This is a genomic window from Flavobacterium sp. (genome assembly GCF_046155325.1).
Taxonomy (GTDB): domain Bacteria; phylum Bacteroidota; class Bacteroidia; order Flavobacteriales; family Flavobacteriaceae; genus Flavobacterium.
On record NZ_JBJXDQ010000153.1, the window covers coordinates 1 to 19,519 of the forward strand.

The window sequence follows — 19,519 nt, forward strand, 5'->3', positions numbered from 1 at the left end:
TTTCCCTATTATACCGATGATAAAATCACCGAATTTGCTGATGTAACAGGTAGTAAAACTATTTTTCAAATTCGTTTTGAAGGCAAAGAATTGATTTGGGAGCCCTTCTCCGAACGATTTAATGACAAATACAGTTTGACTAGAAATTTGTATAAAAATTTCTATGGAAATAAAATTATTTTCGAAGAAATTCATAATGATTTACAACTTACTTATAGATACCAATGGAGTTCAACCAATATTTTTGGATTTTTAAAAAAATCGGAGATTATAAACCATTCTAATAAAGACTACAACATTACTGTACTAGATGGGATACAAAATATTATGCCACAGGGTGTGAGTAGTGATTTGCAATCCAGTACCAGCAATCTAGTAGACGCCTATAAGCGAAACGAATTGCATGCAGAAAGTGGTTTAGGAATTTATGCGCTTAGTGCGATTATTGTTGATAAGGCAGAGCCAAGTGAGGCCTTAAAAGCTAATGTGGTATGGTCTATAGGAATGAAAAACCCAACTTATTTGCTATCGTCTAAACAACTTCCTGCTTTTAGAAAATTTCAAAAAGTAACAGGTGAAACCGATATCAAAGGAGAAAAAGGGGCTTATTTTATTACTAACGAATTGTTCTTACCTCATAATGCTTCAAAAGAGTGGAAAATTATTGCCAATGTCAATCTAGATCAGTCTCAGGTTGTTCAGCTTTGTAATTCGATAGTTTATGATAAAACTCTCGAGATGCAAATTGTTCAAGATATTGAATTAGGAAAGCAAAATCTTATTGCTCTAAATGCATCTGCCGATGGTTTGCAATTTACCGCTGATAAATTAATTGATACCCGACACTTTTCAAATGTGCTTTTCAACATCATGAGAGGTGGTATTTTTGATGAAAATTATCAAATAGGAAAAAAAGATTTTACCCAATATTTAGAAAAAGCAAACAGTGAAATTTTTGAAAAGTATCAATCTTTTATTCAAAAATTAAATGACAGCTTTTCTTATTTAGAATTACTTGATTTAATTAAAAATCAAGATGATGAAGACTTAGAAAGACTTTGTACAGAATATTTACCTTTGAAATTTAGCCGAAGACACGGAGATCCAAGTCGCCCGTGGAATAAATTTTCGATCAATACGCGAAGTGAAATAGACGGTTCTAAAATATTGGATTACGAAGGAAACTGGAGAGACATTTTCCAGAATTGGGAAGCATTAGCACATGCTTATCCGAATTTTATAGAGGGCATGATTCATAAGTTTTTAAATGCATCAACATTTGACGGATACAACCCATATAGAGTAACTAAATCAGGATTTGATTGGGAAGCCATAGAACCAGATAATCCTTGGTCCTATATTGGCTATTGGGGCGATCACCAAATTATTTATTTGTTGAAGTTTTTAGAATTTATAGAAAAATATTATCCAGGAAAACTGAATTCTTATTTTGAAAAAGAGTGTTTTGTGTATGCAGCCGTTCCTTATACCATAAAACCGTATGATGATATTTTAAAAAATCCAAAAGACACTATTGAATACAGTCATAATTGGGAGCATAAAATCATTGAACGAAGAGAAAAAATAGGTGCTGATGGAGCTTTGTTACGAAACAATAACGATGATATTTATCATGTAAATTTTATCGAGAAAATTTTGGCAACCGTATTGGCGAAAATGTCAAATTTCATCCCAGAAGGCGGAATTTGGATGAACACGCAACGACCAGAATGGAATGATGCTAACAACGCCTTGGTTGGAAATGGAGTTTCGATGGTAACACTTTGTTATTTGCGTCGATTTTTAAAAACTTTTGAAAAATTATTGGAAGCGTCTGAATTAGAAACTATTAAAATTTCTAATGAAATGGTCGAATTCTATCATGAAGTAAGAGAATGCTTGGTTGAAAATCAACATTTGCTTTCTGGAAAAATCGATGATAAATCACGCAGGAAAATTGTAGATCGATTAGGGAAAGCAGCTTCAGAATATCGTTTCCAAGTCTATAACAGTGGATTTTGGGGCAAGAAAAGAACCCATTCTATGGCGGGTTTAAAGACGTTTACAAAAGTATCCTTAGCATTTATAGAACATACAATAAATGCCAATCAAAGACCAGACAAATTGTATCATGCCTATAATTTGATGTCTATAGAAAACAATGCCGTTATTGTTTCGAATTTGAGTGAAATGCTCGAAGGGCAAGTAGCAGTTTTAAGTGCGGGTTATCTCAATGCTTCTCAATCATTAGAAATTATTGAATCTTTACGAAATAGTGCTTTGTATCGCCCGGATCAAAACAGTTATATTTTGTATCCAAACAAGAATTTACCTAAGTTCTTAGAGAAAAATAGTATTCCTAAGGCAAGTATTGAAGAATCGCAATTGTTAACTCAATTGTTAGCAAATAACAATAATGCTATTGTTAATAAAGACGTTAAAGGGAACTATCATTTTAATGGAAATTTTCACAATGCAAACTACCTTAACGAAGCCTTAGATTTACTCAAAAACCAAAATGAATACCATGATTTAGTGGTCAAAGAATCCGATGCTATTCTTCAAATTTTCGAAGATGTTTTTAATCATAAAGCCTTTACAGGTCGATCAGGAACTTTCTTTGCTTTTGAAGGATTAGGCTCTATTTATTGGCACATGGTTTCTAAATTGCATTTGGCTGTACTAGAAGTAATCGAAAATGCACATAATGACAATGAAGATGCTGCTGTTATTGAAGCTTTATCCGTTCATTATCATGAAATAGGAAAAGGAATTGGTGTTCATAAAACGCCAGAGGTTTATGGCGCATTTACAACAGACCCGTACTCACACACCCCAATGCATAGAGGTGCGCAACAGCCCGGTATGACAGGACAGGTTAAAGAAGACGTGCTTACCAGAAAAGGAGAATTAGGGGTAAAAGTAAAACAGGGAGAGCTTAATTTTCAACCAAAACTATTAAATAAAAATCAATTTTTGCAAGAAGAGGAAATAGTGAATTTTATCGATTTTGATAATAAACCATTTTCGTTAAAATTAGAAAAAGGGAGTTTAGCATTTACTATATGTCAAGTGCCAATTGTTTATAAAATGGCTAATACAACTCAAATAGAATTGAAGTATAAAAACGAAAGTTCTCAAATTATTTCATCAAGTACTTTGAGTCATGAAGTCAGTCAAAAAATATTTCAACGAACGGGAGAAATAATTCAAATAACAGTAAGTATTAATATTTGAGTAAATGAATAAACCGTGTAGTTGGATGTTTCAATCCCTCATTCAAAGATGAAAAAATTAGAAATGGAAAAGAATGTTTTTTTTGGGATAATTTTTAGTATGGCATTCACATTGAATAGTTGTAAAGTTTCTCAAGAGCTGAAAGCAACGGTTTATGAAACTTCGGAACAAGGAAACTCATTAACAAAAATATCTGAATTTTCAAAAAGTGAAACACCAGTTGTGATTACTTTAAATCCTGACGATAAATTCCAAACGATAACGGGTTTCGGAGGTTCTTTTACGGAAGCATCGGCGCATTTGGTGAATAATTTAGGTGAGGCGAATCGAAAAAAAGTAATGAATGCTTATTTTAGTGAAGAGGGTGCTAATTATTCTCTGACTCGAACTCATATTGCCTCTTGTGATTTTTCATTAAGCAATTATACCTATGCGAAAGTAGAGAACGATTTGAAAATGGAGCATTTTACTATTGAAGATGATAAAGCCGATTTAATCCCGATGATTCTAAAGGCGAAAGCCATTTCAAAAGAGGGATTTAATATTATTGCTTCGCCTTGGACTTGTCCACCTTGGATGAAAGACAATAAAAAATATGTAGGTGGAAAATTATTACCTGAATTTAACGATGCTTTTGCACTTTATTTTTCGAAATATTTTGATGCTTATAAAAAAGAAGGAATCAATATTTGGGGAATTACAGTTATTAACGAGCCACACGGAAACGGAAATAATTGGGAAAGCACCTTGTTTTCGCCAAAAGAAATGACTGATTTTGTTCAAAATCATTTGGGACCAAAATTAGAAAATGACGGTTGGGGAGCAGTTAAGATATTGGGTTACGACCAAAATAGAGCTGGAATTAAAGAATGGGCCGATGAAATGTATCGAGATGAAGCATCCAAAAAATATTTTGATGGAATGGCAATTCACTGGTATGAAAGTACCTATGCCGTTTTTCCAAAAGATTTGCAATATGCACACCAAAAAGCCCCAAATAAATACCTGATTGAAACCGAAGGTTGTATTGATTCAGAAATTCCGCATTGGAACGACGATGCTTGGTATTGGAAAAAAGAAGCTACTGATTGGGGTTGGGATTGGGCAAGCGAAAAAGAAAAATATTTACATCCTAAATATGCACCAGTCAATCGTTATGCCAATGATATCATCGGTTGTTTAAACAATTGGGTTGATGGATGGATAGATTGGAATATGGTTTTAGATCGTCAAGGAGGACCAAACTGGTTCAAAAACTGGTGTGTAGCACCCGTTATTGTCGATGTAGAAAATGATGAAGTTTATTTCACGCCATTATATTACACGATGGCTCATTTCAGTAAATTTATGCGACCGGGAGCTGTAAAAATTGGATGCACAATTAACAATAAAGATCTAGTTACAACTGCTGTCAAAAATCCTGACGGAACAATAGCGGTAGTAATTTTTAATCCAACAGATAAAAAAGAAAACATTGCTATACAATTAAAAAAGAAAACAAAAAATATTGAAATCAGTGCAAATGCATTGCAAACTGTGGTAATCAATCCATAGTAAACAATATAATTTCTATTAATAAATACTAACCATAAAATAACCTAAACAATATGTCAAATCAAAATTCAAACTCAAGTGCAAAAGTCCCGATGGGGCAAAAAATCGCCTTTGGATTAGGAATGTTAGCCAATCAAATGTTTCCAGCTGCTCTTGGTATTTTCATGGTAGTTTTAGTAGAAAATTTAGGAATGCCCTCTTGGATGTGGGGTGTTTTGTTTTTTGTGCCAAGAATTGTTGATGCTTTTTTTGATCCTATCATGGGATTTATATCAGACAACACAAAATCGGTTTGGGGCAGAAGAAGACAGTATGTTTTTATTGGTTCCATAATTATGGGGATCGCATTTATAATTATGTGGCAATTGCATAGAGAAAATAGTGTAAATTATAATTTTGTTTTTTTCCTAACATGGTCACTTATTTTCCATATTGGTCTTTCAATTTTCAGTGTTCCTTATGTAGCAATGGGGTATGAAATGAGCGATGATTTTCATGAAAGAACAAGTATTATGGCAATCTCTCAATGGATTGGTCAGTGGGCTTGGGTTATTGCTCCATGGTTTTGGGTAGTGATGTACGATCCTTCTTGGTTTCCAAATGCAGACACAGCTACAAGAACATTATCCATTTGGGTCGGAATCATATTTATGATATTAGCTATGGTTCCAGCAATATTTATTAAAAGTAAATCAACCCAATTCGATGATAGTTTAGAACCCTTAACTTTTAGAAATATTGGAGGAAGTTTAAAAGAAATTTTAATTAGTTTTAAAGAGGCATTTGGCAATACCCCTTTTAGAAAACTCTGTATTGCTACTTTCTTTATTTTTAATGCCTTTAATACCGTTGCAGGTTTTACCTTCTTTATCGTAGTGTATTATTTATTTAACGGAGATACGGGAGCAGCAGGGATTTGGCCAACACTTTTTGGATGTGGAGGCGCTTTAGCAACCACTTTTATTGTTATTCCTATTGTGGCTTGGATTGCCAAAAAAATGGAAAAAAAGAAAGCTTTTTTGATTTGTCAAGGCATATCTATTTTAGGATATATATTGTTATGGTTTCTTTTCATTCCCGGAAAACCATATATGTTCTTGTTTGCTTTACCTTTCTTTTCTTTTGGAATAGGAAGTTTATTCACTTTGATGATGTCAATGACAGCCGATGTTTGTGACATGGACGAGTTAGAATCAGGCAAAAGAAGAGAAGGGGTTTTTGGAGCCATTTATTGGTGGATGGTTAAGTTTGGATTTGCTATTGCAGGACTATTAACAGGAGTAATCATGTCGGCAGTGGCTTTTGAACCGGGTTCTTCAACACAAGTAGAAGGTGCAGTGACAGGCTTAAGACTTTTCTTTTCTGGTGTTCCTATTATTGGAACTTCGATTGCCATGTGGGTGATGTGGAATTATGACTTAACAGAAGAAAAAGCTAGAGCAATAAAAAAAGAATTAGACGACAGAAAATCAATATTGAAATAATAATTCTTCGGCATACCTTTCTAGGCAAGTTACTTTCTGTCAATTGGGCAAAACAGAACAATGTCGAAATTTTCTATTTTTATTCATTTGACGAATCTTGGAAAGTAGGTCCAGAAGGAGAAGTAGGAGCTTATTGGGGTCTTTGGGATAAAAACGAAAAATTGAAATTCTAATTTTAGAGTATAAACAACTAATATAAAAGGACATTTTAATAAATAGAATGCGCCAAATAAAAAAATGAAAAAAAACTTAATGAAAATAAATACCCCAATTCAAATCTTATTCACATTGTTTTTAATTAGTCAATTGTGTTTTGCTCAAGTCGATGTGGTTTACAAAGATTTAGTGTGGTCAGATGAATTTAATATAAATGGAGCTATTAATGCTTTCAATTGGCATCATCAAACGCAATTAATTGCTGGTACTAGTTGGGCAAATGGCGAAGAGCAACATTATACCAATCAATTGGCAAACTCGTTTGTAAATTCTGGAAACCTAAACATAGTTGCAAAAAAAGAACCTTTTTTTGACCAAGGAGTTACTAAACAATACACTTCCGCCCGATTAAATTCAAAATATGCCTTTAAATATGGACGTGTCGATATTCGTGCCAAAATTCCAAAAGACGCTGGTACTTGGCCTGCATTATGGATGCTAGGTAAAAATGTAAATGAAGATGGTGGTTTTTTTGATTCTCAGTTCGGAAATACTAGTTGGCCTGCTTGTGGTGAAATTGACATATTAGAACACGGAATTACGCGTTCTAAACCCGATAATTATATTCAAAGTGCTATGCACACACCATCCTCATCAGGTAATACTAGTGACATTGGAGGTGTGGTTGTAGGAGATAATATTGCCGAAAATTATCATATATATTCTATGAATTGGTCTCCAAACCAAATTTCATTTCTTTTGGATGGAGTAGTTTTTTATACCTATAATCCATCAAACAAAAACGCTAGTACTTGGCCATTTGATAAAGAACAATATATCTTGTTAAATATTGCTATGGGTGGTGTTGCAGGAACAATACCATCCAATTTCACACAAGCAACGATGGTAATTGACTATGTAAGGGTGTATCAAAACACTACTACTGACACTCAAAAACCTACAAATTTTACCGCCTTAGTTGGTCAAATTACAGGTTCTACCGTAGCACTTTTACTGAATGCATATGATGATTCAGGAAATGTGACTTATAATGTAACGTATGGAGCCAATGGTGCAACTTCTACTTTTAGTCCTTCTGGAGTTCAAAATTCATTTGTTATCTCAGGTTTGTCACCCAATACTGATTATACATTTTCTGTTTCGGCATCGGATGCATCAGGGAATACTTTTGTAAATAATCCAATTGTGCTAAAGGCAAGAACTACAGTAATTTTAGATTGTGCAGGTTCCGATACCCAAGCTTCTCAAGGTTCATTCTCATTGGGTTACAAATATGCTTTCGAAACTTTAGGAACAAGTGTTAAATTTACTTTCGAAATGTTGGATACCGATAAGTCAGGAGTCAGTAATGCTTATTTATTTACACAATCTCCTTTTTCAGAAACGAGTATGGGATCTCCAGTATCAGGAAAGGTTTTCACCAAAACTATAGATGGATTTTTGTATGGTTCAACTATAAGTTATGCTTGTAAATTTGCTTATTCCGGTGGGTCATCTGTAACAAAATATATTTCTTATGTAGTGGGTAGCAGTTGTAATTTAGGAATAGAAACTATTTCTGACTTTCCTCAAACATACTATCCTAATCCTGTTGAAAACAAGTTGAATTTAATATTAAATGATGATCAAAACCAAATTAGGGTAACCGATATTTTAGGCAGGACTCTTTTCGAAAAAGATGTGAAAGGCTCTTATAGTATTGACATGAGTGATTATAAATCCGGAATGTATTTTTTGAAGATAAAAAATTCACAAGGAATTCAAGAATCAAAAATAATAAAGAAATAGAGAATTTCTATCAGCGAATTAAAAACAAAAAAAAGCCTATTTTGGCTTTTTTTTGTTTTTAAACCCTCCTAGTGAATTTTTTTACTGATTTTCTTTTTTTGGTATTTTATTAGAATAGTTAATTATATTAAATATTTACAAACTTTAATATAATTTATTTTTTTAAATATATGATAAAGAGTTTATTAGGTTTTTGTTTGATGTGTTTTTGTATAGCTATTTTTTTTTTGGTTATTTTTATTTTTATTTATAATTTAGTGGTGTTAAATTTATATATTAACTAACCAAAATCTAGAAAAATGAAATTAAAAAAATTACTTATTTTTTGTTTTTTTGCTCTTCTTTATTCCTTTAGTGGACAAGCTCAAAATACATCCGTAAAGGGTAAAATAAGAGACGATAAAGGGATGCCTATTCCTGGGGCGAACATTCAAATTAAAGGAACGCCGAAATCAACATCATCGGACCTCGATGGGAACTATCAAATTGCAACAAGTTCGGATGCAATTTTAATTTTCACCTACATTGGGTACACTAAACTTGAGGAACCAGTAAAAGGAAGAACTCTTATTGATGTTAACTTAAAACCTGATCAACAAGATCTGAAAGAAGTTGTTGTCATAGGGTACGGTTCTCAGAAAAAGCGTGAAGTTACAGGAGCGGTTTCAGTAGTGGATAGTAGGACTTTAGACATCCTAAAACCAGTTAGAATAGAACAAGCATTACAAGGAACAGTTTCTGGGGTTAATGTAACTACATCTTCGGGTTCGCCTGGTGCTGGATTAGATATACGTATCCGTGGTATCGCTACTAATGGAGACGCTTCGCCACTTGTTATTATTGATGGATACATCGGAGAATTAGGGCTGTTAAATCCTAATGATGTAGAAAGCATTACAGTACTTAAAGATGCCCAAGCTGCTATTTATGGTTCAGCTGCTGCCAATGGAGTTATTTTAGTGACCACAAGAACTGGTAAAAAAAATAGTAAAGGGAAGCTTTCATTTAATACTTACACTGGATTTCAAGAAACGGCCAAAACCTTATCTACTTTAAATGCTACTCAATATGCAGCTTTGCTAAATGAAAGTTATGCTAATGGCGGTAAAACTGTACCGTATCCTATATTAAATTCAAATCTTGGCAAAGGAACCGATTGGCAAAATGAGGTTTTTAATAAAGGTGTCCCAATTATTAGCCACGATTTAACCTTTTCTGGAGGATCGGATAAAATTACTTATTCGGTAAGTGGTTCACATTTAGACCAAGAAGGAATTATTGGTGGAGCTAAATCTGGTTTTTTAAGAAATACAGCAAGAGTTTCCTTGAATGCTGACGTATCAGAAAAATTAAAATTAAAATCAAATGTTATTTATACCTATTTTAATAGAAGAACCTTATTGGAAAATGGAAATGCATCGGTACTTTTAAATGCTGTAAATGCGCCATCAACAATTAAACCGTATGATACCAATGGCAATTACGCTATATTTCCAGGAGGTAATTTAGGAAACGAAATGATTAATCCACTAGCGCAAATTGACAATACGTATAACAATTTTAATTTTAAACAAATCAGCGGTAATTTTGGTCTAGATTATAAACTATTTAAAGATTTTGTAATTTCTAGCAATCTAGGTTTTAAATCGGCGAACAGTGAAGGTAAAACTTTTGCGAAGATTGTTGATTATGGCAGTGGAAAGGTGTTTAATACCCCTAGAAGTTCTGTTTCTCAAAATGCGGTGAATGATAATAATTATTCTTTTGACCTTTTTGCAACATATACTAAAACTATTGCTCAGGATCACAAGGTTGTTGCAATGGTAGGAAATACCATTTACAAAGAATACGGTAATGGCTTGTTTGGTACAGGTTATGATGTTCCTAATAATTCATGGGATTTTGCTGATATAGCTATAGCAAGAGGAGCGCCACCAGTAGGTGTAAATCCATCGGGTTCATACGTGTACGACGAAAGAAGATTATCATACTTCACGAGAGTTCAATATGACTATAAGGGCAAATACCTTTTGTCAGGAATGTATCGTCGTGATGCATCTACCAAATTCGGTCCTGGAAATAAAGTTGGATATTTCCCCTCGGTTACTGCAGGTTGGTTAATTTCTGATGAAGGTTTCTTTGGAGAGTCTAAGATCATCAATTTCATGAAACTAAGAGGAAGCTACGGAATTGTTGGTAATGACAGAATACCAAATAATGGTTATATTTCGCAGTTGTCGGGTGAATCTACCTATGTTTTTGACAACACTTTAGTCAATGGAGTGGCGACAGGGCAGATTCCTAATGAAAAACTAAAATGGGAACAAGCCAAAAAACTTGATATTGGGTTAGATGTCAATTTATTAGACAATAAAATAAATATCGTAGCTGATTATTTTATAGATACAAGAGAAGATTTGTTAATTCCGTTGATTCCAGTATCTGGAATTCTTGGAGGAGCAGCGCCGGGGTCATCTAATCCGACAATTAATGCGGGTACGGTAAAAAACGAAGGTTTTGAGTTTGCTATAAACTATAAAAATAAGTTTTCAGAAAACTTCAGTATGAGTTTAGGATATAATGTGACGCTACTAAAAAATAATGTTACTGAAATAATTGGAGCCGATTTTCTTTCTGGGGGTGTTTTTGGAATTGGTCAGCTACAACCTTCAAGAATGCAAGTGGGTCATTCAATAGGCTATTTTTATGGGTTGAAAACGGATGGAATTTTTCAAAATCAAGCGGAAGTAGATGCTCATCCTTCACAATTAGAGGTAGGAGCGAATGCAGCTCCTGGAGACCTAAGATATGTTGATGTCAATGGAGATGGCAAAATAAGCTTTGATGATAGAACTGATATTGGTGATCCTGTCCCAGAAGCTACTATGGGTTTCAATGTACAACTTAATTATAAAGGGTTTGATTTTTCTCTTTATTCTTTTGCTTCTGTTGGGAATAATATGGTGCGTAATTATGAAAGTATCTCTGATGACGCTAATCGATTAACTTATGTATTGGACAGATGGACTGGCGAAGGATCAAGTACTACAGTTCCTAAAGTGAGTACTGGAGCAAACACTAATAGAGTATTTTCAGACTATTTTGTCGAAGATGCTTCTTATTTCAGAATACAAAGTGCCCAACTAGGCTATTCTATAAATTCTAGTTTTATTGAAAAATCAGGTATATCTAAACTAAGATTGTATGCAGGGGTAAATAATTTATACACTTTCACAAAGTACAAAGGGTATGACCCAGGCGCTTCTAATGGGCCTCTTAATGCAGATAATGTTTCTAGATCAGCTATAGGAGCGGGAATTGATGATGGTTTTTACCCTATACCTAGAACCTATCTATTAGGTTTAAATATTAATTTCTAAAAATAAGAAATATGAAAAAGTACATTTATATAACAATAGCAACTTTAGCAATCTTTGCAACGTCAGTTGTTTCTTGTAACGATGATTTTGTTGAACGTCCTGTTAAATACTCCATTGACTCGGAGAATTATTTTAATTCAAAATCCGATTATGATCAAGCTTTAATTGGGGCTTATGATATGTTACATTCCTCCTTTATCAATGTTTTGATGGGCGAAATAGCTTCTGATAATACCTTTGCGGGCGGAAATGGGCCTAATGACGTGCCAGGATATCAATCCGTTGATGATATGATTCACACGCCTGTAAATGCTCAAATAAAACAATTGTGGGATTGGATGTTTGCTGGGGTGCAAAGAGCTAATTACATCCTAGAATTCAAAGATAAAATTGATTTTGAGGGTAAGAATCAACTGATTGCTCAGGCCCGTTTCCTTAGAGCCTATTATCATTTTGAATTGGTAAAATGGTTTGGTGGTATTCCAATGAATGGTGATAAACGATTTTCTCCTGGCGACGAAAAATCCATACCACGTTCTTCGGTTGATGAAGTGTATGCCTCAATTGAAGCGGATTTAATATTTGCTTCTGAAAATTTGAGTGTGGCCCCTGCACAAAAAGGAAGAGCAACTAGTGGTGCAGCATTAGCATTACTAGGAAAAGTGTATTTGTATGATAAAAAATACACTGAAGCTGCTAGTACTTTTGAAACTTTAATTAATACAGGTAATTATCGTCTAATACAAACGTCAGATTTGACTCCGCAACAAATCACAGATGGATTATCTCCCTTTGGAAGCATTTTTGAGGAAGCTGGAGAAAATGGTCCAGAATCTGTTTTTGAAATACAGTATACAGAAGTAGAAGGGGGTAATTACGGACAATTACAATATGTTGAAGGTAATGTGGCAGCCGGATTTGCAGGCCCTTTTGGTTATGTAGGACCTACCTATGCCGATGGAAACAATTTTAACCTTCCAACACCAAAAATTGTAGGTGCTTTTATAGCTGGTGATACCAGAAAAGAAGCTACTATTTTAGATATGGCAACTTGGCTTCCTGCGCATCCTGGGTCTAGTTACACCAAACAACATGAAGACACTGGTTTTTTTAATAAAAAATACATACCAAGAACGAGAAAGCCAGAAGCAGCAGGTGATGTTAAATTAACCAGTCCAAATAATTATAGAGCTATTCGCTACGCTGATGTCCTTTTAATGGCCGCTGAGGCAAATTTTAGAAAAGAACTAAAAAATGTTGGCAAAGCTCAAGATTATTTAAATCTAGTTCGTGATCGAGCTTTTGGTGATGCTTTACATCGTGTTGTTGTTTCAGAACAAGCAATTTGGGATGAAAGAAGAGTTGAACTAGCAGGAGAAGGGCATCGTTTCTTTGATTTAGTAAGAACTGGCAAAGCAGCTCAGGAAATTCCTGGATTTGTTGCTGGAAAAAATGAATTATTTCCTATTCCTCTTGAAGAAATTCAATTCTCAGGCAGAAACTGGAAACAAAACCCTATTTATTAAAAAAGTATAGTTATGAAAAATATAAAATTTATTTTTGGTTTCGTATTCTTAATAGCTCTTGCTATAGGATGTACGGTAGAGGGTATCGATGATGATACCTCATTTTTAGATTCTGTTACGGCACCTAGTAATGTGGTTGCTTTTTATAATATTACTCAGGACAATTCGGGGTTAGTGACCATTACCCCTAATGGTGAAGGTGCCGAATCATATGATATATATTATGGTGACACTACCGCTACACCTGTAAATGTAGCCCAAGGTAAGAGTACTTCTCACATTTATCCAGAAGGGACTTATTCTGTAAGAATAATAGCTACAGGTATTACGGGATTAAAAAAAGAGGTTACTCAAAGTCTAATAGTTTCCTTAAAATCCCCTGAAAATTTAGTAGTTACAATTACTAATGATTTGGTGGTTTCGAAAAAAGTAAATGTTAAGGCAACAGCCGATTTTGCTACGATGTTTGACGTTTATTTTGGAGAACCCGGTAAAACGGCACCTGTGTCTGCTAATATTGGCGAAACAGCTTCCTATATCTATGCTGCTGCTGGTAGTTATACGATAAAAATAGTATCGAAAAGTGCAGCAATTAAAACTACGGATTACTCAACTAGTTTTGTTGTGACTGAAATTTTTCAGCCAACAATTTCTGCTCCAACGCCGCCATTAAGACAAGCTTTTAATGTGATTTCAATTTATGGTTCAAAATACAGCAATGTGGCAGACAGTAACTACTTTCCAGATTGGGGACAAGGTGGGCAAGGCAGCAGTTGGTCGGAATTTGACTTGAATGGTGATAAAATGTTAAATTATATAAAGTTAAGTTATCAAGGAATTAATATTGGTTCAGCTATTGACGCCTCTTCTATGGAATTTCTTCATATTGACGTTTGGTCTGCTACAAACATGTCAATCGATATCTATCCACTTCCAGATGGTATTATACCAGCAAACGAAAGATTTGTAACTAAAACTTTGGTTGGCAATCAGTGGAATAGTTTTGATATTCCAATGACTGCTTTTACAAGTCAAGTTTTACCAATAAACAATTTAAAACAATTTAAGTTTGTAGGAGCGCCATGGGCTACTGGAACTGTTTTTGTAGATAATCTTTATTTCTACAAAGGACCAATAGAATCAATTCAAATGCCTATTGATTTTGAATCCAATCTATTAACTTATACTTGGGGTGGTTTTGGTAGTGCTACAGCAAGTGTTATTGCTAATCCGGACAAGTCAGGAGCTAATTTATCTAACAAAGTGGTTAAAATAGACAAAGCATCTGGAGCTGAGGTTTGGGCTGGTGCTAGTTTAAATTTAGGCAGTTCGGTTAATTTTACTAAAGGCACAAAAGTTTCTATTAATGTTTGGTCTCCAAAAGTGGGAGCAAATATATTATTCAAAATGGAAGATTCTAAATCTCCAAAAGACGGAAATGGAAACCCATCAGTTGTAGTAGAAGTAGTAGCTGTAACCACGGTTGCTAATGCTTGGCAAGTACTAACATTTGACTTAACAAGTTTTCCTGCTTTTAGCTCAGCCAATTCCTATGATAGAATCATTATTTTTCCTGATTTCGGTGTAAATGGCACTGGTACAAACTATTATTTTGATGATATTAAACAATTTTAATAAAATATAAAGATGAAAAATTTAAAATATTTAATCACTTTTCTTTCACTTGTGCTTGTTTTTAGTAGTTGTGAAAAAGAAAACTATGAGTTTGGAGCCATTATAGCTCCAACTAATTTGACAATTACACCTGAGATTGTAGGTAAAGATGCTAGTAATCCATTTGGAGATGGATCTGGGGTAGTAAATATTACCGCTAAAGCAGATAATGCAGTTTCATATAAATTTACATATAATGGTGTAGAAAAAGTAAAAACATCAGGATACTTGCCGTATAATTTTGGAAATACAGGTGTTAATAAATATATCATAACTGTAGTTGCCACTGGAAAAGGGGGTATTAGCACAAGTGAAACAGTTGAGTTTGAGGTATTGGTCGTATATGAACCACCAACAGAATTGGTTACGATCCTAAATGCCAATAGTTCGAGAACTTGGAGAATAAAAGCAGAGGCGAATGGCCACTTTGGATTAGGTCCAGTTGGTGGTTTGATAGTTAATCAATATTATCCAGCTCCTGCAAATGTAAAAGCCAATACAGGTATGTATGATGACCGTTTTACTTTTAAATTGGATGGTAGTTTTTCACACGATACAGGAGCTGATGGTACAGTTTTTGGTCGTAAAACATTAATTGAAGAATTAAACGGTCCTGGAGGTACAGGAGATGGTGGCGATATTCTTCAATATCCTTATGCTAGTTATTCTGGACAGTATATTTTAACAGCTCCTAATGGTGTTGAAACTATAACCCTTTCAGGTCTTGGTTTTATAGGTTATTATATAGGAGGTAGTCATCAGTATAGAATATTTAAAAGAGAGGCTAACGAAATAGTTTTAAGTACTGCCGATGGTAATAATGAATTTGAATGGTGGTTTGTACTAGTGCCAGCTGAATAAATTATAGACTTTAAAAAAATAGGAGCTAAATTATTTAGCTCCTATTTTTTTATATAAAATTATAAATTAAATATTTACTAAATGCTAAATTCTTTTCTTAAAAACAAAAAGCATCTTACATTATTAATAGCACTAATTCTATTAATTTCTTGTAGCTCTTCAGACGGAGGTTCAAACAATGATTCAGGAACTATGCCTTCTAATCTTACAGTAACAACTGAAATTTCAGGTATAAGTAATGATATCCCAAATGGTGATGGAAGTGGTATCGTTAAATTCAATATTAATGCAACAAATGCTACGTCTTATAAAATTTCGTTTGGTGATGGAAACGTTCAAGATTTTACTAGTGGAATAATAGATTATACTTATAAAACAGCAGGAACTTACAGCTATATAGTTAAAGTAACGGCCTATAATGGAACAAATGCTATTAGCACATCTGTTACAATAAGTATAAATGTTACTTCTGTACCAGTATGGTCTGATGAATTTAACACCAATGGTGCTCCAAATTCTTCTAAATGGGGTTTTGATATAGGAACCAATAATGGTTGGGGAAATGAGGAAAAACAAAATTATACCAACCGATCAGATAATGTTAAAGTTGAAAATGGTTTTTTAAAAATTATCACAAATAAAGAAGATTTTCAGGGCAGTAATTACACCTCGGCTAGACTTTTGTCTAAAGGAAAATTTTCTATAAAATATGGAAAAATAGAATTTAGAGCCAAACTGCCTGCTGGTGGTGGAACTTGGCCTGCTCTTTGGATGTTGGGGGATAATATAGGAACTGCAGGCTGGCCTGCTTGTGGCGAAATTGATATTATGGAGCATGTAGGGAATCAACTTAATAAAATATTTGGAACACTTCATTATTCAGGTCGATCAGGGGGAAATGCAGATTCTACGACTAAAATAATATCAAATGCTACTACTGAGTTTCATATTTATTCTATAGACTGGAGAGCCACTTCGATTAATTTTTATATTGACGGAATATTGTTTAAAACTGTCTCAAACACATCTAGTTTGCCTTTTAATCAAAAGTTTTTTATAATTATTAACTGTGCCATAGGAGGTAATTTTGGTGGTGCAATAGATGCTAATTTTGTGTCTTCTACTTTTGAAATAGATTATGTAAGAGTGTATAATTAATTTATAAAAAATTTAATTTTTAAGTCTTGTTAAATTAGCATAACAAAAAACTCCATTATTTCTAATGGAGTTTTTTTTGTGGGCGATGAGGGGTTCGAACCCCCGACCCCCTCGGTGTAAACGAGGTGCTCTGAACCAGCTGAGCTAATCGCCCTTTCGGGTAACAATTCCTTTCGTTATTGCGTGTGCAAATATACAGTACTTTTTGAAATTGACAAGTAAATAAACAAAAAACTATACTATTTCTGCTACTACAAATGTACTTCCACCAACAAATATAAAATCTGATGGCGTCGCTTTTTTTAGAGCATGATTATAAGATTCTGAAACTGAATTGTATACTTCGCCAACAAGTCCAAATTTAAAAGCTTTTTCTTTTAAAACATTTTGGTCAAGACCTCTTGGAATATTGGGTTTACAGAAGTAATATTGAGCTTTTATTGGGAATAACGGTAATATTTCGTCTAAATCTTTGTCATTTACCACTCCTAAAACGATGTGTAAATTATCATATTTTTCTTTTTGAATTTGTTTCATCACTATTTCCAGTCCGTTTTTATTATGCGCTGTATCGCAAATAATTTTTGGAAATTCTCCCAGTTGATCCCATCTTCCTTCGAGTCCCGTACTGACTTTAACTTTTAACAATCCCTCTTTTATATTGGAATCTGTAATTTTAAATATTGAATTAGCATTCAAAATTGCAATGGTTTGAAGCACCGTTTTCTTATTGTGTATTTGATAATCTCCCAATAAATCCGAAGGATATGTTTTGAAAATTAATTCCGAAGCAAAGTAAATATCGGATTCATTTCCAATGGCTTTAGTTAAAAAAACAGATTTTGTTTCAGGAGTGTATTCTCCAATAACTACGGGTATTTTAGGCTTTATAATTCCCGCTTTTTCTCCTGCAATGGCTTCGAGTGTGTTCCCTAAAAATTGGGTGTGATCTAAACCAATATTGGTTATCACAGAAATAATAGGTGTAATTATATTCGTAGCATCCAGTCTTCCGCCCATTCCTACTTCTATAATGGCAATATCAACTTTTTCTTTGGCAAAATATTCGAAAGATAAACCTACGGTCATTTCGAAGAAACTCATGTCGTTTTCTTCAAAAAATGATTTGTATTTAGTAATAAAATCAAACACAAATTCTTCCGAAATCATTTCGCCATTAATTTTGATGCGTTCTCTAAAATCCTTTAAATGCGGTGAGGTGTACAAACCAACTTTATACCCAGCTTCCTGAAGTATAGAAGCCAACATGTGCGAAGTAGACCCTTTGCCATTGGTTCCAGCAACATGAATGCATTTTAGTTTTACTTGTGGATTGTTGAGGTGATTTACCAGTAAGTAGGCATTGGTTAAATCTTTTTTGTACGCCGATGCACCTTGCAATTGATACATGGGCAATTGATTAAATATCCAGTTTATAGTTTCTTGATAGTTCATTTGTTTAATAAAAGCGTGGTGATTAAAATATTTTTTAGTTTTTTTAGTTTAATACTAAATCGAAAAGTATCTTTGATTGCAAAATTGAAATAATTTTTAGAATTAATGTGTAAAATAATATTATATGTTTAGTTTAATACAATTACAAGCTGATACTATTGCCAATGCAGCAAACAATGCAGTGATTGAAAACATCGCTCCTCATACCGAAATCTCTGTTTTAGAATTTATTTTAAAAGGTGGTTTTTTCCTGATTCCGATTGCTATATTATTGTTTTATACATTTTATGTCATTATTGAACGGTATTTATATGTGAATAAAGCATCTAAAATTGATACTCTTTTGATGAGAGATGTGAGAGATCACCTTAATTCTGGTAATATAGATTTGGCTCGTTCGATTGCCGAAAGGAGCAACACTGCTTCAGGAAATATTATTAAAGAAGGAATTATTGTTATTGGAAGACCAATCACTGAAATAGAATCGAATATGGATCGTGCAGCCGATATAGAAATTGGCGAAATGGAACAACATCTTGGGCATCTTGGACTTATTGCTGGGATTGCACCTACTTTGGGTTTCATTGGAACTATTTCGGGAGTTATCAAAATATTTTATAGCATTTCGGTTACTGAGAACATTAGTATTGGTAATATTTCTGGCGGATTATACGAAAAAATGATAAGCAGTGGTGCTGGACTTTTGGTAGGTATTATTGCCTACAGTGGGTATCATTTGTTAAACGGAAAGATTGATAATTTTGCCTTAAAAATTCAAAAGCAAATTCTAGAATTTGTCAATATTATTCAAAAATAATAGCCAATGTCCATAAAACGAAAAAGAAGGTTTCATGCCGAAGTGGCCACTTCATCATTGAGTGATATTATGTTTTTCTTGCTGTTGTTTTTTCTAATAATATCTACTTTGGCTAATCCCAATGTGATTAAAATGACTTTGCCAAAAGCGAAATCAAACGATAAAACCAACAAGCAGTATATCAGTTTATCCGTTACCGAAGACAAGAAATTCTACATCGACAAACAGCCCGTTTCTTTCGAAGAATTAGAAACTACGTTGATGTCGAAAATGAATACCGAAAAAGACCAAACTGTTATTGTTAGAATTCCATTTAATTTGCAAGTACAGGATTTAGTCGATGTGCTACAAATAGGAGTAAAGAACAACTTGAAATTTGTGATTGCTACTAGTCCGAAGTGATGAATT

Annotated in this window: 12 protein-coding genes, 1 tRNA gene and 1 pseudogene; 12 read left to right on the top strand and 2 right to left on the bottom strand. The window is 33.8% G+C overall.

Going from position 1 to position 19,519, the window contains the following annotated elements:
- From ACKVOD_RS10445 to ACKVOD_RS10490, 10 genes and pseudogenes are all read left to right on the top strand, one after another.
- A partial coding sequence (locus tag ACKVOD_RS10445; RefSeq protein ID WP_409209411.1) for a hypothetical protein occupies positions 1-3,237 on the top strand: 3,237 nt, incomplete at its 5' end.
- Positions 3,238-3,336: 99 nt separating this feature from the next.
- Positions 3,337-4,791 (top strand): glycoside hydrolase family 30 protein, encoded by a 1,455-nt coding sequence (locus tag ACKVOD_RS10450; RefSeq protein ID WP_409209445.1) that lies wholly within the window; start codon positions 3,337-3,339, stop codon positions 4,789-4,791.
- A gap of 53 nt (positions 4,792-4,844) precedes the next feature.
- On the top strand, positions 4,845-6,275 hold the full coding sequence (locus ACKVOD_RS10455; protein WP_409209412.1) for an MFS transporter: 1,431 nt from the start codon (positions 4,845-4,847) through the stop codon (positions 6,273-6,275).
- A gap of 65 nt (positions 6,276-6,340) precedes the next feature.
- A pseudogene (locus tag ACKVOD_RS10460) lies at positions 6,341-6,448 on the top strand (glycosyl hydrolase); the annotation flags it as partial.
- A gap of 64 nt (positions 6,449-6,512) precedes the next feature.
- Positions 6,513-8,240 (top strand): family 16 glycosylhydrolase, encoded by a 1,728-nt coding sequence (locus ACKVOD_RS10465; protein ID WP_409209413.1) that lies wholly within the window; start codon positions 6,513-6,515, stop codon positions 8,238-8,240.
- Between the two features lie 299 nt (positions 8,241-8,539).
- Positions 8,540-11,620, top strand: a complete 3,081-nt coding sequence (locus ACKVOD_RS10470) for a SusC/RagA family TonB-linked outer membrane protein (protein ID WP_409209414.1) — start codon at positions 8,540-8,542, stop codon at positions 11,618-11,620.
- Positions 11,621-11,631: 11 nt separating this feature from the next.
- The gene (locus ACKVOD_RS10475) at positions 11,632-13,146 is read left to right on the top strand and encodes a RagB/SusD family nutrient uptake outer membrane protein (protein ID WP_409209415.1); all 1,515 of its coding nucleotides are present in this window, start codon (positions 11,632-11,634) and stop codon (positions 13,144-13,146) included.
- A 12-nt stretch (positions 13,147-13,158) separates the two neighbouring features.
- Positions 13,159-14,781: a hypothetical protein gene (locus tag ACKVOD_RS10480; RefSeq protein WP_409209416.1), complete on the top strand. Its 1,623-nt coding sequence runs from the start codon at positions 13,159-13,161 to the stop codon at positions 14,779-14,781.
- Between the two features lie 12 nt (positions 14,782-14,793).
- On the top strand, positions 14,794-15,681 hold the full coding sequence (locus tag ACKVOD_RS10485; RefSeq protein WP_409209417.1) for a glucan endo-1,3-beta-D-glucosidase: 888 nt from the start codon (positions 14,794-14,796) through the stop codon (positions 15,679-15,681).
- A gap of 81 nt (positions 15,682-15,762) precedes the next feature.
- Positions 15,763-16,839 (top strand): family 16 glycosylhydrolase, encoded by a 1,077-nt coding sequence (locus ACKVOD_RS10490; RefSeq protein WP_409209418.1) that lies wholly within the window; start codon positions 15,763-15,765, stop codon positions 16,837-16,839.
- Between the two features lie 79 nt (positions 16,840-16,918).
- Here the strand turns inward: ACKVOD_RS10490 and ACKVOD_RS10495 are convergent.
- Positions 16,919-16,993, bottom strand: a tRNA-Val gene (locus tag ACKVOD_RS10495).
- 80 nt (positions 16,994-17,073) lie between these two features.
- Positions 17,074-18,294, bottom strand: coding sequence for a bifunctional folylpolyglutamate synthase/dihydrofolate synthase (locus tag ACKVOD_RS10500; protein ID WP_409209419.1), 1,221 nt, complete (start codon positions 18,292-18,294; stop codon positions 17,074-17,076).
- A gap of 124 nt (positions 18,295-18,418) precedes the next feature.
- Between ACKVOD_RS10500 and ACKVOD_RS10505 the strand changes: the two genes are divergently transcribed.
- Together ACKVOD_RS10505 and ACKVOD_RS10510 are read left to right on the top strand one after the other, a co-directional pair.
- Positions 18,419-19,111 carry a MotA/TolQ/ExbB proton channel family protein gene (locus ACKVOD_RS10505; RefSeq protein WP_409209420.1) on the top strand — a complete coding sequence of 231 codons (693 nt, stop codon included), beginning with the start codon at positions 18,419-18,421 and terminating at the stop codon, positions 19,109-19,111.
- A gap of 6 nt (positions 19,112-19,117) precedes the next feature.
- On the top strand, positions 19,118-19,513 hold the full coding sequence (locus tag ACKVOD_RS10510; RefSeq protein WP_409209421.1) for an ExbD/TolR family protein: 396 nt from the start codon (positions 19,118-19,120) through the stop codon (positions 19,511-19,513).
- Positions 19,514-19,519 lie beyond the last annotated feature (6 nt).

Excerpts from the sequence above, each read along its gene's own strand:
- ACKVOD_RS10490 (WP_409209418.1), top strand. The coding sequence starts at position 15,763 with ATGCTAAATTCTTTTCTTAAAAACAAAAAGCATCTTACATTATTAATA.
- ACKVOD_RS10475 (WP_409209415.1), top strand. The coding sequence starts at position 11,632 with ATGAAAAAGTACATTTATATAACAATAGCAACTTTAGCAATCTTTGCA.
- ACKVOD_RS10500 (WP_409209419.1), bottom strand. The coding sequence starts at position 18,294 with ATGAACTATCAAGAAACTATAAACTGGATATTTAATCAATTGCCCATG.
- ACKVOD_RS10485 (WP_409209417.1), top strand. The coding sequence starts at position 14,794 with ATGAAAAATTTAAAATATTTAATCACTTTTCTTTCACTTGTGCTTGTT.
- ACKVOD_RS10455 (WP_409209412.1), top strand. The coding sequence starts at position 4,845 with ATGTCAAATCAAAATTCAAACTCAAGTGCAAAAGTCCCGATGGGGCAA.
- ACKVOD_RS10505 (WP_409209420.1), top strand. The coding sequence starts at position 18,419 with ATGTTTAGTTTAATACAATTACAAGCTGATACTATTGCCAATGCAGCA.
- ACKVOD_RS10465 (WP_409209413.1), top strand. The coding sequence starts at position 6,513 with ATGAAAAAAAACTTAATGAAAATAAATACCCCAATTCAAATCTTATTC.
- ACKVOD_RS10470 (WP_409209414.1), top strand. The coding sequence starts at position 8,540 with ATGAAATTAAAAAAATTACTTATTTTTTGTTTTTTTGCTCTTCTTTAT.
- ACKVOD_RS10480 (WP_409209416.1), top strand. The coding sequence starts at position 13,159 with ATGAAAAATATAAAATTTATTTTTGGTTTCGTATTCTTAATAGCTCTT.
- ACKVOD_RS10450 (WP_409209445.1), top strand. The coding sequence starts at position 3,337 with ATGGCATTCACATTGAATAGTTGTAAAGTTTCTCAAGAGCTGAAAGCA.
- ACKVOD_RS10510 (WP_409209421.1), top strand. The coding sequence starts at position 19,118 with ATGTCCATAAAACGAAAAAGAAGGTTTCATGCCGAAGTGGCCACTTCA.